The sequence below is a fragment of the Mesorhizobium sp. M00.F.Ca.ET.216.01.1.1 genome (assembly GCF_004010325.2).
Classification (GTDB): Bacteria; Pseudomonadota; Alphaproteobacteria; order Rhizobiales; family Rhizobiaceae; genus Mesorhizobium.
Map to the genome: position 1 here is coordinate 285,798 of NZ_SADR02000002.1, position 15,213 is coordinate 301,010.

General features: G+C 63.5%; 11 protein-coding genes. 3 read left to right on the forward strand and 8 right to left on the reverse strand.

Annotated elements, in window-relative coordinates:
* Positions 1-63: 63 nt before the first annotated feature.
* The 8 genes from EN859_RS04200 to EN859_RS04235 form a co-directional block, all read right to left on the reverse strand.
* Positions 64-1,692, reverse strand: coding sequence for an alpha-D-glucose phosphate-specific phosphoglucomutase (locus EN859_RS04200; protein ID WP_127851666.1), 1,629 nt, complete (start codon positions 1,690-1,692; stop codon positions 64-66).
* Positions 1,693-1,695: 3 nt separating this feature from the next.
* On the reverse strand, positions 1,696-3,141 hold the full coding sequence (glgA, locus tag EN859_RS04205; RefSeq protein WP_127851667.1) for a glycogen synthase GlgA: 1,446 nt from the start codon (positions 3,139-3,141) through the stop codon (positions 1,696-1,698).
* Positions 3,141-4,406 carry a glucose-1-phosphate adenylyltransferase gene (gene glgC / locus EN859_RS04210; protein WP_127851668.1) on the reverse strand — a complete coding sequence of 422 codons (1,266 nt, stop codon included), beginning with the start codon at positions 4,404-4,406 and terminating at the stop codon, positions 3,141-3,143. The genes glgA and glgC overlap by 1 nt, the downstream gene beginning before the upstream one ends.
* A gap of 34 nt (positions 4,407-4,440) precedes the next feature.
* Positions 4,441-6,654, reverse strand: coding sequence for a 1,4-alpha-glucan branching protein GlgB (gene glgB / locus EN859_RS04215; RefSeq protein ID WP_127851669.1), 2,214 nt, complete (start codon positions 6,652-6,654; stop codon positions 4,441-4,443).
* Between the two features lie 53 nt (positions 6,655-6,707).
* Positions 6,708-9,170 (reverse strand): glycogen/starch/alpha-glucan phosphorylase, encoded by a 2,463-nt coding sequence (locus EN859_RS04220; RefSeq protein ID WP_127851670.1) that lies wholly within the window; start codon positions 9,168-9,170, stop codon positions 6,708-6,710.
* A gap of 134 nt (positions 9,171-9,304) precedes the next feature.
* The gene (locus EN859_RS04225) at positions 9,305-10,087 is read right to left on the reverse strand and encodes an ATP-binding cassette domain-containing protein (protein WP_189501688.1); all 783 of its coding nucleotides are present in this window, start codon (positions 10,085-10,087) and stop codon (positions 9,305-9,307) included.
* Between the two features lie 2 nt (positions 10,088-10,089).
* The gene (locus EN859_RS04230) at positions 10,090-11,154 is read right to left on the reverse strand and encodes an ABC transporter permease (protein ID WP_127851672.1); all 1,065 of its coding nucleotides are present in this window, start codon (positions 11,152-11,154) and stop codon (positions 10,090-10,092) included.
* Positions 11,155-11,312: 158 nt separating this feature from the next.
* The gene (locus EN859_RS04235; protein ID WP_189501714.1) at positions 11,313-12,329 is read right to left on the reverse strand and encodes a sugar ABC transporter substrate-binding protein; all 1,017 of its coding nucleotides are present in this window, start codon (positions 12,327-12,329) and stop codon (positions 11,313-11,315) included.
* Between the two features lie 231 nt (positions 12,330-12,560).
* On the opposite strand from EN859_RS04235, the gene EN859_RS04240 reads away from it, so the two are divergent.
* Genes EN859_RS04240 through EN859_RS04250 form a run of 3 tightly spaced genes read left to right on the forward strand, consistent with a single transcriptional unit; the run spans position 12,561 to position 15,156 of the window.
* Positions 12,561-13,787 (forward strand): ROK family transcriptional regulator, encoded by a 1,227-nt coding sequence (locus tag EN859_RS04240; RefSeq protein WP_127851674.1) that lies wholly within the window; start codon positions 12,561-12,563, stop codon positions 13,785-13,787.
* A 2-nt stretch (positions 13,788-13,789) separates the two neighbouring features.
* Positions 13,790-14,236: an RbsD/FucU domain-containing protein gene (locus EN859_RS04245; RefSeq protein ID WP_127851675.1), complete on the forward strand. Its 447-nt coding sequence runs from the start codon at positions 13,790-13,792 to the stop codon at positions 14,234-14,236.
* Positions 14,233-15,156 carry a carbohydrate kinase gene (locus tag EN859_RS04250; protein ID WP_127851676.1) on the forward strand — a complete coding sequence of 308 codons (924 nt, stop codon included), beginning with the start codon at positions 14,233-14,235 and terminating at the stop codon, positions 15,154-15,156. The genes EN859_RS04245 and EN859_RS04250 overlap by 4 nt, the downstream gene beginning before the upstream one ends.
* The last annotated feature ends 57 nt before the right edge of the window (positions 15,157-15,213 follow it).

Below are 15,213 nucleotides of genomic sequence, written 5' to 3' on the forward strand. Positions count from 1 at the left end.
AAAACCGGGTTCCACTTTTTCGCTGCCGCGGACCTTCGGTTCGGGATCATTGTCTGGATGGCATCAGGTGATGACGCTCGGCTTGGCGCGGCCGGTATGGGCGCGAATCCCGGCAGTGTCATCGGCGGCCGCAATCAGATCGGCAAGCGCCTGCTGCGTGTCGAGATCATGCCGGCTGTTGTCCGGCTCGTAGCGCTCGATATAGACGCGCAGCGTCGCGCCCGAGGTGCCGGTGCCGGAGAGGCGGAAGACGACGCGCGAGCCGCCGTCAAACAATATCCTGATGCCCTGGTTCTTGCTGATCGAGCCGTCGACCGGGTCGTTATAGGCGAAATCATCGGCGCTGGCGATCTTCATGCCGCGCACGCTTGTCCCCGGCAGCGAGCCAAGTTTGGCGCGCAATTCATCGACCAGCGCATTGGCACGGTCGATCTCGATCTCCTCGTAGTCGTGGCGCGAGTAATAGTTGCGGCCGTAGGTCGCCCAGTGCTGGGTGACGATCTCCCTGGCGCTTTCGCCGCGTGCTGCAAGGATGTTGAGCCACAACAGCACCGCCCACAGCCCGTCCTTTTCGCGGACATGGTTGGAGCCGGTTCCGGCACTTTCCTCGCCGCAGATCGTCGCCATGCCGGCATCGAGCAGATTGCCGAAGAACTTCCAGCCGGTCGGCGTCTCATAGATGCCGATGCCGAGCTTTTCGGCGACGCGGTCGGCGGCACCACTGGTCGGCATCGAGCGGGCGATGCCTTTCAGGCCGGCCTTGTAGCCCGGCGCCAGATGGGCGTTGGCGGCGAGCATGGCCACCGAATCCGATGGGGTGACGAAAATCCCCTTGCCGATGATCAGGTTGCGGTCGCCGTCGCCGTCGGACGCGGCGCCGAAGTCTGGCGCATCCGGTCCCATCATCTCGTCATAGAGGTGCTTTGCGTGGACCAGATTGGGGTCGGGGTGGTGGCCGCCGAAATCCGGCAGGGGAATGAAGTTGCGGGCGGTGCCTTTCGGCGCGCCGAGACGGTTTTCGAGTATCTCCTTGGCGTAGGGTCCGGTCACCGCATGCATGGCGTCAAAGCGCATGCGAAAGCCCGATTTGAACAGCCGGCGCAAGGCCTCGAAATCGAACAGGCTCTCCATCAGCTCGGCATAGTCGGCGACCGGATCGATCACCTCCACCGTCATGCCGCCAGCCTCGACGGTACCGATCGTGTCGATGTCGACCGTTGCGATGTCGGCGATCTTGAAGCTCGAGATCGCCTTGGTCCTGGCGAAGATCGCATCGGTCAGCTTTTCCGGCGCCGGGCCGCCATTGCTGGCATTGTATTTGATACCAAAATCCTCGTGCGGGCCGCCCGGATTGTGGCTGGCCGACAGGATGATGCCGCCGAAGGTCTTGTATTTGCGGATGATGTTGGAGGCCGCCGGCGTCGACAGGATGCCGCCCTGGCCGACCATCACCTTGCCGAAACCGTTTGCCGCGGCCATGGCGATGGCCTTCTGGATGACCTCACGGTTATAGAAGCGGCCGTCGCCGCCGATCACCAGCGTCTTGCCCTTGAATCCGTCCAGCGCATCGAAGATCGACTGGATGAAGTTCTCGGCATAGTGCTCCTGCTGGAACACCGGCACCTTCTTGCGCAGCCCGGAAGTGCCGGGCTTCTGGTCGGGATAAGGTTTGGTGGCGACAGTTCGTATCATGCTTCACGCAACCCTTTTCGAAAGCAGCAAGCGATAGAGTTCAACATATTTTTCCGCGCTTTTGTCCCACGACACATCCGTCTTCATGCCTTGCCGTTGCATCGAGGTCCAGACCGTCGGGTTGGCATGCGCCTCCACCAGCCGGCGGATGGCGTGCAGGAAATCGCCGGCATTGGCGGGCGCGAACTGGAAACCGGTCGCCACGCCGGCCGAGATAGCCGCCTCGTTGGCGTCGATGATAGTGTCGGCGAGACCGCCGGTGCGAGCGACGACCGGCACGCAGCCATAGCGCAAGCCGTAAAGCTGCGTCAGCCCGCAAGGCTCGAAGCGCGACGGGATGACGATGGCGTCGCAGCCGCCTTGCATGGTGTGGGAAAGCGCCTCGTCGTAGCCGACGACGACGCCGATGCGGCCACGATGGCGGGCAGCGGCGGCAAGCAGAGCGCCTTCGAGGCCTGCATCGCCGGACCCGAGGATCGCCAGCCGCGCACCTCTTGCGACGATGCCGTCGACGACCGCCGCCAGTATGTCCATGCCCTTCTGCCAGGTGAGCCGACTGACGATGCAGACGATCGGGCTGTCGTCGCGGTCGAGGTTGAAGCGATCCTCGACGGCGGCCCTGTTGGGCAGTCGCGCCTTCAACGTCTTGGCCGTATAGTTGGAAACCAGGTGCTTGTCGGTTTCCGGGCTCCAGATCTCGGCGTCGATGCCGTTGACGATGCCGTAGAGATCGGTGGACCGCATGTTGATCAGGCCGTCGAGGCCCATGCCGAATTGCGGCGAGCGTATCTCCTGCGCATAGGTCGGGCTGACCGTGGTGATGGCCCAGGCAGCCTGCAAGCCGGCCTTGAGGAAGCCGACGCCGCCGTAATATTCGACGCCATCGAGCGCCATGGCCGCCGCCGGCAGGCCGAGCTCACCGAAGATGCCGGCGCCGAACTGGCCCTGGAAGGCGAGGTTGTGGACGGTCATCATCGACGGCGTGCCGACCGCCTTGCCGAAACGCATATAGGCCAGCGTCATCGCCGACTGCCAGTCATGGGCATGGACGATATCAGGCTGGTAGCCCGAGATGGCGCCGCCGGCAATATCGCCGCCGACCTGGCTCAGGGCCGCGAAACGCCGCCAATTGTCCGGCCAGTCGGCGCCAGTGGCATTGCCGTAGGGACCGCCGGGGCGGTCGAACAGATGCGGCGCGTCGAGCACGAACAGGTCGAGCCCGGCGATCTGGACGGCGTGGACCGAAGCCTTGCCGCCCTGCAACGATGGATATTGGTGAACGGCCTTCTTTTTCCTGAAGGTTTCCATCACCTGGGGATAGCCGGGGACGAGCGTACGCATGGTCACGCCCTTGCCGGCGAGTGCGACGGGCAAGGCGCCGGTGACGTCGGCAAGCCCGCCGGTCTTGATCAGTGGGAATATCTCGGGCGTGACCGACAGAACCTGCACTACAACCCCGCCTTATCGATCATGTCCTGCGTGATAAGGCAGATGCCCTTTTCCGAGACGCGAAAGCGCTTGGCGTCGAGATCAGGATCCTCGCCGACCACCAGACCTTCCGGTATCCTGACGCCATGGTCGATGACCACGCGCTTCAAGCTTGCGTTCCGGCCGACATGGCAGTCGGGCAGCATGACGACTTCTTCGAGCGTCGAATAGGAATTGATGCGCGCACCGGTGAAGATCAGGCTCCGCTTCAGCGAAGCACCCGAGACGATGCAGTCGCCTGAGACCAGCGATGATACTGCCATGCCGCGACGGCCGTCCTCGTCATGCACGAACTTTGCCGGCGGCTTCAACTCGGCATAGGTCCAGATCGGCCAGTCGCGATCGTAAAGGTCGAGTTCCGGTGTCACGTCGGTGAGGTCGATATTGGCTTCCCAATAGGCGTCGACCGTTCCGACATCGCGCCAATAGGCCTCGTTCTCGGCCGTCGAGCGCACGCAGGATTTGGCAAAGCGGTGGGCGATCGCCTTCCCGTGCTCGACGATATAGGGGATGATGTCCTTGCCGAAGTCGCGGCTCGAGCCGGGTTCGGCGGCATCGCGGCGCAGCTGCTCCATCAGGAACTTGGTCTTGAAGACGTAGATGCCCATCGAGGCGAGCGCAAAGTCCGGCTTGTCGGGAATGCCGGGCGGATCGGCAGGCTTCTCGATGAAGGAGATGATGGTGTCCTTGGTGTCGACATGCATGACGCCGAAGGCGGTCGCTTCCATGCGCGGCACTTCGAGGCAGCCGACGGTGACGTCGGCGCCGGCCTCGACATGCTGGCGAAGCATCATCTCATAGTCCATCTTGTAGACGTGGTCGCCGGCCAGGATGACCATGTATTCGGGCCCGTAGGACTCGATGATGTCGATGTTCTGGTACACGGCATCGGCGGTACCTTCATACCACTGCGTTTCCGACACACGCTGGCTGGCGGGCAGGATGTCGAAGCTCTCGTTTCGCTCGGGCCGCAGGAAGTTCCAGCCGCGCTGCAGGTGGCGGATCAGCGAATGCGCCTTGTACTGGGTGGCGACGCCAAGGCGGCGAATGCCGGAATTGAGCGCATTTGAGAGCGCGAAATCGATGATGCGCGTCTTGCCGCCGAAATAGACCGCAGGCTTGGCGCGCCGGTCGGTCAGCTCTTTGAGGCGGCTGCCACGGCCGCCGGCCAGCACATAGGCCATGGCATCGCGCGCCAACGGCTGGGTTCGTCTTGTGTCTGCCATCTTATCCTCCCAAATTACCGGTACGCAGCATCGCTCAGCCCGCGACAAATTCGAGCATGATCGTCGACAGCGGCGGCAGGAGCATCGTCGCCGATATGCCCCCTGCTTCCGCCCGAGCCTCGATGGCGCCAGCATTGCCCTTGCCTGAACCGCCATAATCCAAAGCATCGGTATTCATGATCTCGCGCCATATTCCGGCCTGCGGCAGCGGCACGTGGTAATTGTCGCGCGGGACCGGCGTGAAGTTGGATATGACGGCGACCGGGGTGCCATCCGGCGCGCTGCGCAGCCAGGCAAAGACAGAGTTCGCGCTGTCGTCGACGATCAGCCAGGAAAATCCCTCCGGCTCGCAGTCGCGCGCATGCAGCGCCGGGCGCGAGCGGTAGAGATAGTTGAGGTCACGCACCACTTGCCAGACGCCACGGTGAAGGCGGAAATCGAGCAGGTTCCAGTCGAGTGCGCGCGCCTCGCTCCACTCGCGGCGCTGCGCGAATTCCTGGCCCATGAACAACAGCTTCTTGCCGGGATAGCCCCACATGAAGGCGTAGTAGGCGCGCAGCGTCGCGAATTTCTGCCAGTCGTCGCCAGCCATCTTGCCGAGCAGCGTACCCTTGCCGTGTACGACCTCGTCGTGGGAGAGCGGCAGCACGAAATTCTCGCTGAAGGCGTAGACCAGGCCGAAAGTGATGTCGTTGTGGTGATGCTTGCGAAAGATCGGCTCCTTGGAGAAATACTCCAGCGTATCGTGCATGAAGCCCATGTTCCATTTGAAGCCGAAGCCGAGCCCGCCTTCGTGCACCGGCTGCGAGACCTTTGGCCATGAGGTCGATTCCTCGGCGATCGTCATCACGCCCGGATGATGGCCATAGACCTCCTTGTTCATCCGCTGCAGGAAGCTGACCGCCTCGAGGTTTTCGCGTCCGCCCTTCTCGTTGGGGATCCATTCGCCGGCCTTGCGCGAATAGTCGAGGTAGAGCATCGAGGCGACGGCATCGACGCGCAAACCGTCGACATGGTATTTCTCGGCCCAGAACAGAGCATTGTTGACAAGGAACGAGGCCACCTCGCGCCGGCCGAAATTGTAGATCGCGGTGTTCCAGTCGGGATGGAAGCCCTTGCGCGGGTCGGCATGTTCATAGAGCGCGGTGCCGTCGAACTGCGCCAGGCCATGCTCGTCGACCGGGAAATGCGCCGGCACCCAGTCGAGGATGACGCCGAGACCGGCGCGATGAGCGCCGTCGACAAAACGGGCAAAGCCGTCCGGATCGCCGAAGCGGGCCGTCGGCGCGTAGAGGCCGGTCGTCTGGTAACCCCAGGACGGGTCATAGGGGTGCTCGGAGATCGGCATGAATTCGATGTGGGTGAAACCGGTATCGACCACATAGGGGATCAGCCGGTCGGCGAGTTCGTCCCATGACAGGAAGCTGCCGTCGTCGTGAAGTTGCCACGAACCGGCATGGACCTCGTAGATCGATACCGGCTCGCGCCTGTGATCGGCGTTGCGCCAGAAATTCCGGTGCGCCTCGTCGCCCCACTGATGCGCCGGCGCAACCGCCGTCACCGACGCGGTGGCCGGGCGCAGTTCGGACCTGAAGGCGAACGGATCGGCCTTCAGCGGCAACCTGACGCGATCGGGCCCGATGATCTCGTATTTGTAGGGCCGGCCGGCGCCGATGTCGGGGATGAACAATTCCCAGATGCCGGTGTCGCGGCGTTCGCGCATCGTATGCCGGCGACCGTCCCACTCGTTGAAGTCGCCGACCACCGAGACGCGCCTTGCATTGGGCGCCCACACGGCGAAGTGCACGCCGGACGCACCCTCGTGATCGATAAGATGCGCGCCGAGCTTGTCGAACAGCCTGAGATGCGACCCTTCGGCGATATAGTAATCGTCCAACGGGCCGAGCACCGGGCCGAACGAATAGGGATCGGTCAGCCACCAGTCGCCGCCGGCGTTCCTGGCGTGATAGCGCAGCGGCTGGCGCCTTCGGATCGACAGCCTGCCTTCGAAGAAGCCGCCATCGTCGCGCCGGGACAGGTCGCCGGCCTTCCTGCCGGTCAGCGTATAGGCGGTGACGAACTCGGCATTGGGAACGAAGCAGCGGGCCACAAACCCCTTCCCCGCCTCATGCACGCCGAGGACGGCAAACGGATCGCCATGCGTGCCGGCGACAATCGCCGCGACATCGCCGGCTGGCGCCAATCCATCCGGCCCGCTTGTCGCAGCGGTCGCGCGCGGCTTCCTCATCGGGCCTCCCTGGGCACCACGGACCACATTGTTCGTGGCCTCATGCAATCATATCAGACGGGCACGTTCCAGATTTCTTTCGCATATTGGCGGATCGTGCGGTCTGACGAGAACCAGCCGACGCGAGCGACATTGCGGATCGCCCTCGCATACCAGTCCGGGCTGTTGCGCCAGACGGCATCGACGTCGCGCTGGGTGGCGGCGTATGCATCGAAATCGGCCGCCACCATGAACCAGTCGCTCTGGTAGAGACCGTTGATCAGGTCGCGATAGCGTTCGGGATCGTCCGGTGAGAAGACGCCCGACGAAACGGCGGCGAGAGCTTGCGACAGTTCGGGCGATGCCTCGATCACGGCGCGCGGATCGTAGCCGTTATTGCGTCGTTCGGCGACCTCTTGAGTTGTCAGGCCGAAGATGAAGATGTTGTCGTCGCCGACGCACTCCTTGATCTCGACATTGGCACCGTCGAGCGTGCCAATGGTCAATGCGCCGTTCAGCGCGAACTTCATGTTGCCGGTGCCGGACGCCTCCATGCCGGCGGTCGATATCTGCTCGGAAAGGTCGGCGGCAGGCATCATGACCTCGGCCAGACTGACATTGTAGTTCGGCAGAAAGACAACTTTCAGCAGACCGCGAACCGCCGGGTCGCGGTTGATGACCTTGGCGACGTCATTGGCCAGTTTGATGATCAGCTTGGCGTTGTGGTAGCTGGGCGCCGCCTTGCCGCCGAAGAATTTCACACGCGGCATCCAGTCCCGCTCCGGATGCGAACGGATCTGGTCGTAAAGCGCGACCGCCTCGAGGATGTTGAGGAGCTGGCGCTTGTATTCGTGGATGCGCTTGATCTGGATGTCGAACAGCGCAGAAGGGTCGAGCTTGATGCCAAGCCGGTCGGCGACGAGATTGGCGAGCCTGGCCTTGTTCGCGCGCTTGACGGCGGCGAACTTGTCGCGGAAGGCGGCGTCTTCGGCGAAGGCGTCGAGCCCCTTGATCGCATCGATGTCATCCAGGAAGCGGTCGCCGATCGCCTCGCGCGCGAGGGTGGTCAGGCCAGGATTGCATTGGATCAGCCAGCGCCGCGGCGTGATGCCGTTGGTCTTGTTGTTGATGCGATCGGGATAGAGCTTGTGGAGGTCGGCAAACACCGTTTCCTTCATCAGTTCGGTGTGCAAGGCAGAGACGCCGTTGATCGAGTGCGAGCCGACAAAGGCCAGATTGCCCATGCGCACCCGGCGGTCGCCGTTTTCCTGGATCAGCGAGATGCGGCCGATCTGCTCGTTCGAGAACTGGTCGGTGGCGCGCGCTTCCAGCAGCACCTCGGCATTGATGGCGTAGACGATCTGCATGTGGCGCGGCAAAAGCCGCTCGAACAGCGGCACAGGCCAGCTTTCCAACGCCTCGGGCAGCAGCGTGTGGTTGGTGTAGCCGAAGGTGCGCCTGGTGATGCTCCAGGCCTCGTCGAAATCCATGCCGTGGACGTCCATCAGCAGGCGCATCAGCTCCGGCACGGCGATTGCCGGGTGGGTGTCGTTGAGGTGGATCGCCGCCTTGTCGGGCAGCGACTGCAAATCACCATACTGGCTGAGATGGCGTTGGATGATGTCCTGCAGCGAGGCGGTGGAGAAGAAATACTCCTGCCGCAGCCGCAATTCCTGCCCGGCCTTGTGGGAATCGGCGGGGTAGAGGACGCGCGACAAGGCATCGGCCTTGTTGCTTTCGGCAAGCGCGCCGATGTGATCGCCGGCGTTGAACCTGTCGAGCAGGATCGGATCGATCGGCATGCCGGACCACAGGCGCAGCGTATTGACCCGGTTGGCCCGCCAGCCGACGACCGGCGTATCGTAGGCAACGGCCAGGACATGTTCGGTCGGCTTCCAGACATGGCGCTCGAGCCGGCCGTCCTTCGAGGTGACCGATTCCACCGAGCCGCCGAAGCCGACCTCGAAGGAGCGTTCGCGCCGCTCGAACTCCCAGGGATTGCCGTGGTCGAGCCAGGTCTCGGGCAGTTCGACCTGCCAGCCGTCATGGATTTCCTGCCGGAACATGCCGTTGGCGTAGCGAATGCCGTAGCCATGCGCGGGAATGTCGACGGTCGCCATGCTTTCCATGAAGCAGGCGGCGAGCCGGCCGAGACCGCCATTGCCAAGCGCCGCATCCGGTTCGAGCGCGGCCATAAGATCGAGGTCGACGCCGAGAGACCGCAGCGCTTCGCGCATATTGTCCATCAGGCCGAGATTGGAGAAGGCGTCCCGCATCAGGCGGCCGATGAGGAATTCCAACGACAGATAGTAGACGCGCTTTTCCTGCTGGGCGTAGGCCTCCTGCGTCGCCTGCATCCAGTGATCGACGATGCGGTCGCGCACGACCTTGATCGAGGCGGTGAGCCAGTCGTATTGTGTGGCGACGCGGGTGCCCTTGCCGACCCTGTATTTGAGGGCCTGCAAGACTTCGGCAGCGAGCGTCTTGGGATCGGGGTTTTCGAGGGTGGGAGCTCCGGACGTCATCACGCTGGTCATGCTGCCTCTTGTGCGGTTGCCATGATCATACCGGCTTTCACCATTCCTCCCAGCCCCATCCTAGTGCATTGCAGCATATGTTCAATCGATTTAGGCCGCTGGTTCTCCTGCGGCAATTTACCCGTCGGGGCAGATCAAGCCGCCAGCGCATCCTCCGGCGGCTTCTTTGCGCCGGTCATGAGGGCAACGGCATCCGACATGGAAATCTGCTTCGGATCGACGACGCAGAGGCGCCGTCCGAGCCGATGGATGTGGATGCGGTCCGCGACTTCGAACACATGCGGCATGTTATGCGAGATGAGCACGATCGGCAGGCCGCGCTTCTTGACGTCGAGGATCAGTTCCAGCACGCGGCGGCTCTCCTTGACGCCGAGGGCTGCCGTCGGCTCGTCCATGATCACCACTTTCGAGCCGAAAGCGGCGGCGCGCGCCACCGCCACGCCCTGACGCTGGCCTCCGGAAAGCGTCTCCACTGCCTGGCTGATATTCTGGATGGTCATCAGGCCGAGTTCGGTGAGCTTGTCGCGAGCGCGCTTTTCCATCGCCGGGCGGTCGAGCATGCGGAACCAGCTGCCGAGCGGACCGGGCTTCCGGATCTCGCGACCGAGGAACATGTTGTCAGCGATCGACAGCGCCGGCGACAGCGCCAGGTTCTGGTAGACAGTCTCGATGCCGGCTTCGCGGGCTTCGATGGGCGACTTGAACAGTACCTGCTTGCCGTCCAGTTCGATGGTTCCCTCGTCGGGATGCACGGCGCCGGAGATCGCCTTGATTAGCGTCGACTTGCCGGCGCCGTTGTCGCCGATCACGGCCAGGATTTCTCCCGGATAGAGATCGAAGTCGCAATTGTTGAGGGCGGTCACGCGACCGTAGCGCTTGGTAAGACCGCGCGTGGTGAGGACGGGCTCTTGGGTCATGGTCACACCGAAACCTTTCTGATCCACTGGTCGATCGCCACGGCGCCGATGATCAGCACGCCGGTGAGCAGCACTTTCCATTGCGGATCGGCGCCCAGCATGTTGAGGCCCATCGAGACGACGCCGACGATCATCGCGCCGAACATCGTACCGAGAATCGAGCCGCGGCCGCCGAAGAGGGAGATGCCGCCGATCACCGTCGCGGTGATGGCCTGCAGATTGTAGTCGGTGACGGCGGCGGACGGCGAGATCGAGCCGTTGCGGCCGATCGAGACCCAGGCGGCGAAAGCGGCGATCAGGCCAGCAAGGGTGTAGACGGCCATCAGCACCTTCTTGGTCTGGATGCCCGACAGCTTCGCCGCCTCGGGGTCGTCGCCGACGGCGTAGACATGGCGGCCCCAGGCCGTGTGATTGAGCACGTACCAAAGGACCATGACCAGCACGACCATGGCAATGACGCCGAGCGTCAGCACCGCCGTGCCGACCTTGAGGCTCATGCCAAACAGATGCAGCAGCGGCGCCTGGACATCGACATCGGCATCGCGGATCGTCTCATTGGCCGAATAGATGAAGTTGGTGGCCATGACGATGTTCCAGGTGCCGAGCGTGACAATGAACGGCGGTAGCTTCATGTAGGCGACCAGCAGGCCGTTGAGCAGGCCGCAGGCCGCGCCGGCGGCAAGCCCCACTACCACCGCGAGAAGGGTCGGCAGACCGTAGGTGACCGCGCAATTGCCCATGATAACGGCCGAAATCACCATGATGACACCTATCGACAGGTCGATACCGGCGGTCAGGATGACCAGCGTCTGCGCGGCGCCCAGAATGCCGACGATGGCGATCTGCTGCAGGATAAGCGTCAGCGTGTAGGACGAGAAGAAGCGCCCGCCGATGGCGACGCCGAAGATGATGATCGCCAGCACCAGCACGATCAGCGGCACCGCCGCCGGGGTGGAATGGAGGAAATGCTGGATGCGCTTGACGGCCGACTTGCCGTGCTCTTCGAAAGCGGCGACGTTCGTGTCGCTGCCCGAGAGAACCTTCTCGAATTCCTGGATCTGAGACATGTTTCCTCCCGTCTGCGCGGAGCTTCAGTCTCGCCCCAACGGCCTCCACGCATTCCGGTCTGTCGCCGGGATTGTTCGCGCTTGGCACATCGTCCACCCGAAGCGGCCGGGGATCAAGCCCCGGCCCACCGGTATTTTAGCTGCCCGTCAGGCCAGCATCAGCCCCAGCACTTGGCGAGGCCTTCCTTGGTGTCGATGGACTTCACGCCATTGGCCGGCTTGTCGGTCACGAGATTGACGCCGGTGTCGAAGAAGTTCTTGCCTTCGGTCGGCTTCGGCTTGGTGCCGTCCTTTGCGTAGGCGGCGATCGCCTCGATGCCGAGTGCGGCCATCTGCAGCGGATATTGCTGCGAGGTGGCGCCGATCACGCCTTCGGCCACCGACTTGACGCCGGGGCAGCCGCCGTCGACCGAGACGATCAGCACCTGGCTTTCGAGGCCGACAGCCTTGAGCGCCTGGTAGGCGCCGACAGCGGCGGGCTCGTTGATGGTGTGGATGACGTTGATGGTGTTGTCCTTCTGCAGAAGGTTCTCCATTGCCTTGCGGCCGCCTTCCTCATTGCCGTTGGTCACGTCGTGGCCGACGATGCGCGGATCGTCCTCATCGCCGATCTTATTGGCGTCCTTCACGTCGATGCCGTAGCCTTGCATGAAGCCCTGGTCGCGCAGCACGTCCACCGTCGGCTGCGAGGGCGTCAGGTCGAGGAAGCCGATCTTGGCGTCCTTGGCCTTGTCCCCGAGCGTCGCGGCGGCCCAGGCGCCGATCAGCTTGCCGGCCTCGAGATTGTCCGTCGCGAAAGTCGCGTCGGCCGCATCGATCGGATCAAGCGGGGTGTCGAGCGCGATCACCAGCAGGCCGGCGTCGCGCGCCTTCTTCACCGTCGGCACGATGCCCTTGGTGTCGGACGCGGTGATCAGGATGCCCTTGGCGCCGTCGGCAATGCAGCTTTCGATCGCCGCCACCTGGCTCTCGCTGTCGCCGTCGATCTTGCCGGCGTAGGTCTTGAGATCAACGCCGAGCTCCTTGGCCTTGGCCGTCGCGCCTTCCTTCATCTTGACGAAGAAGGGATTGGTGTCGGTCTTGGTGATCAGGCAGGCGCCAACGCCTGCGGCCGATGCCGTCGAGGCGAACGCCATGAGGCCCAGGCCGGCCGCGGCAAACACGGTGGATTTCAACAGTGCTGACTTGGTCACGATTTTCCTCCCAATTGAACCATTTTCGGATGCCGGCCAACCGGCACCTGCAGCGCATCCGACGTATTTTCTCCCAGCGTGGACGCCTACCCAAAAGACACCAGTCCGTAGTGACTGTCAATAATTAAATCACTCTTATTTATTATTGACAGCCCTGCGCCGTTCACTCATTCTGGCCCAAAAGCCTTGAGGGGAAAAGACGGGAGGAACAGGGTGGAGACCGGCATTGTGAGGCACGGTTCGCCCAAGGCAGCCGAAAGCCGTCTGCACCGGGGCACCAATCAGAGTGGCATGCGCGACCACAATGAGCGGCTGGTGTTGTCGCTGGTGCGTCAGCACGGCAGCATGGCCAAATCCGACATTGCGCGCATGACCGGGCTTTCGGCACAGACCGTCTCGGTCATCATGCGCGAATTGGAGGAAGATGACCTGCTCGTTCGCCAGGCGCCTTTGCGCGGCAAGATCGGCCAACCATCCATCCCGATGGCGCTCAATCCCGATGGCGCCTATTTCATCGGCTTGAAGATCGGCCGCCGCAGCGCCGAGCTGGTGCTGATCGATTTTCTCGGCAATGTGCGCTCGATGCTGCAACATTCCTATCGCTATCCGGCACCGCACGAGACGGTGGAATTCGTCACCTCCGGCATGAAGAAAATGCGCGGCGAACTCACCCCGGCGCAGGACAAGCGCATTGCCGGGCTTGGCATCGCCATGCCGTTCGAACTGTGGAACTGGGCCGACACCGCAGGCGCGCCGCGCGAAATCATGGACGAATGGCGCCACCGCGACATCCGCGCCGACATCCAGGCTCAGTGCGAATTTCCAGTCTACCTGCAGAACGACGCCACCTCGGCCTGCGGCGCAGAGCTTGTGTTCGGTCAGGCGGGTGCAGCGCGCGACTTCGTCTATTTTTATATCGGCGCCTTTGCCGGCGGCGGCATAGTGCTGAATGGCCGTCTTTTTGGCGGCCCGACAGGAAATGCCGGCGCGCTGGGCTCGATGCCGGTGCCCGGGCCGGACGGCAAGCCGACGCAGCTTATCGACGTGGCATCGATCGCCATGCTGGAAAAGGCGCTCAATGCACGCGGCGTCGAGGCCTCGCATCTGTGGACCTCGCCGGATGACTGGGGCGAGATCGGCGTCGAGCTCGACGACTGGATCGCCACCGCCTCGCAGGCGCTCGCTTATGCCATCGTCGCGGCATCGTCGGTCATCGATTTCGAGGCCGCGGTGATCGACGGATGGATGCCGCTGACCGTGCGCCGCCGGCTTGTCGATGCCGTGATCGGGGCGATCGGCACGATCGACGGCGAAGGCCTGAAGCTTCCAGCCGTTCGCGAGGGCACCGTCGGCATTCATGCCCGCGCACTGGGCGGCGCCAGCCTGCCGCTCTCCGAACGCTTCCTGATCGGTTCGACCACGATTTCCAGGAGTTTCTGAGCATGCTGATCGGAATCCCGGCGTTGCTCGGTCCGGAGCTTCTGGCGACGTTGCGCGCCATGGGCCATGGCGACGAGATCGCCCTTGTCGACGGGAACTACCCGGCCGAGGAGCAGGCAAACCGGCTCGTCCGGGCTGACGGCCATCAGCTCATTCCGGTGCTGGATGCCATATTGAGCGTGCTGCCGGTCGACGACGCCGTGCCGGAAGCGCTATTTCGCGCCTCGGTCAAGGGCGATCCCTTGCTCGCCGATCCCGTGCACCGCGAGATCGAGGCGATCTGCGCCATGCGCGCGCCGGGCCGCAAGGTGGTTGCGCTGGCCGGCACCGACTTCTATGCAAGGGTCAAGGCCGCGCATGCGATCGTCGCCACGAGCGAGCCGCGGCTCTACGCCAATATCATCATCCGCAAGGGCGTGATCTATCCGCCGGAAAGCAAGAACTCATGATCCTCTGCTGCGGCGAAGCCCTGATCGACATGCTGCCGCGCACCACCACTGAGGGCGAGCCGGCCTTTGCCCCCTATGTCGGCGGTGCGGTCTTCAACACGGCCATTGCGCTTGGCCGGTTGGGTGCCCCCGCCGGTTTCTTCTCCGGCCTGTCGTCGGATCTGTTCGGCGGCCAGTTCAGGGAGGCGCTGGGGGCAAGCAAGGTCAGTTCCATTTATGCGCACACGTCGCCGCGGCCGACGACGCTTGCCTTCGTGCGACTCACCAACGGCCAGGCCACCTATACCTTCTATGACGAGAACACGGCAGGGCGCATGCTGACCATCGACGACCTGCCGGAGCTTGGCAGCGAGATCGAAGCCATGCTGTTCGGCGCCATCAGCCTGATCTCGGAGCCGGCCGGATCGGCCTATGAGGAATTCATGCGGCGCGAGCACGAGCATCGCGTCATGATGCTCGACCCCAACATCAGGCCAAATTTCATTCCGGACAAGGCCAGGCATCTCAGGCGCATCCGCACCATGATGGCGATGGCCGACATCGTGAAGCTGTCGGACGAGGACCTCAACTGGTTCGGCGAAGCCGGTTCGCACGAGGATGTCGTCCGCAACTGGCTGGATCGCGGCCCGAAGCTGATCGTCGTCACCCATGGCAGCGAGGGCGCAGTCGGCTACACCAGGGATCACAAGGTCACGGTGGTGCCGAACAAGGTCAAGGTAGTCGATACGGTCGGCGCCGGCGACACGTTCAACGCCGGCATCCTGGCCTCCCTGCATGAGCAAGGCCTGCTGTCGAAGGCGGCGATCGCCGGCCTGTCGAAAGACGCCATCCACAAGGCGCTGGCGCTCGGCGCCAGCGCCGCGGCAGTGACCGTGTCGCGCGCCGGCGCCAATCCGCCATGGCGGCATGAAATCGCCTGACCGGGACGCGATCCCCAGGCAAGGCACCGCGCCGGTCGATCACTTTATGTTTCGCCG

Coding starts and splice junctions, on each gene's coding strand:
- glgB (WP_127851669.1), bottom strand. CDS start 6,654: ATGAGGAAGCCGCGCGCGACCGCTGCGACAAGCGGGCCGGATGGATTG.
- EN859_RS04200 (WP_127851666.1), bottom strand. CDS start 1,692: ATGATACGAACTGTCGCCACCAAACCTTATCCCGACCAGAAGCCCGGC.
- EN859_RS04230 (WP_127851672.1), bottom strand. CDS start 11,154: ATGTCTCAGATCCAGGAATTCGAGAAGGTTCTCTCGGGCAGCGACACG.
- EN859_RS04220 (WP_127851670.1), bottom strand. CDS start 9,170: ATGACCAGCGTGATGACGTCCGGAGCTCCCACCCTCGAAAACCCCGAT.
- EN859_RS04245 (WP_127851675.1), top strand. CDS start 13,790: ATGCTGATCGGAATCCCGGCGTTGCTCGGTCCGGAGCTTCTGGCGACG.
- EN859_RS04225 (WP_189501688.1), bottom strand. CDS start 10,087: ATGACCCAAGAGCCCGTCCTCACCACGCGCGGTCTTACCAAGCGCTAC.
- glgC (WP_127851668.1), bottom strand. CDS start 4,406: ATGGCAGACACAAGACGAACCCAGCCGTTGGCGCGCGATGCCATGGCC.
- EN859_RS04250 (WP_127851676.1), top strand. CDS start 14,233: ATGATCCTCTGCTGCGGCGAAGCCCTGATCGACATGCTGCCGCGCACC.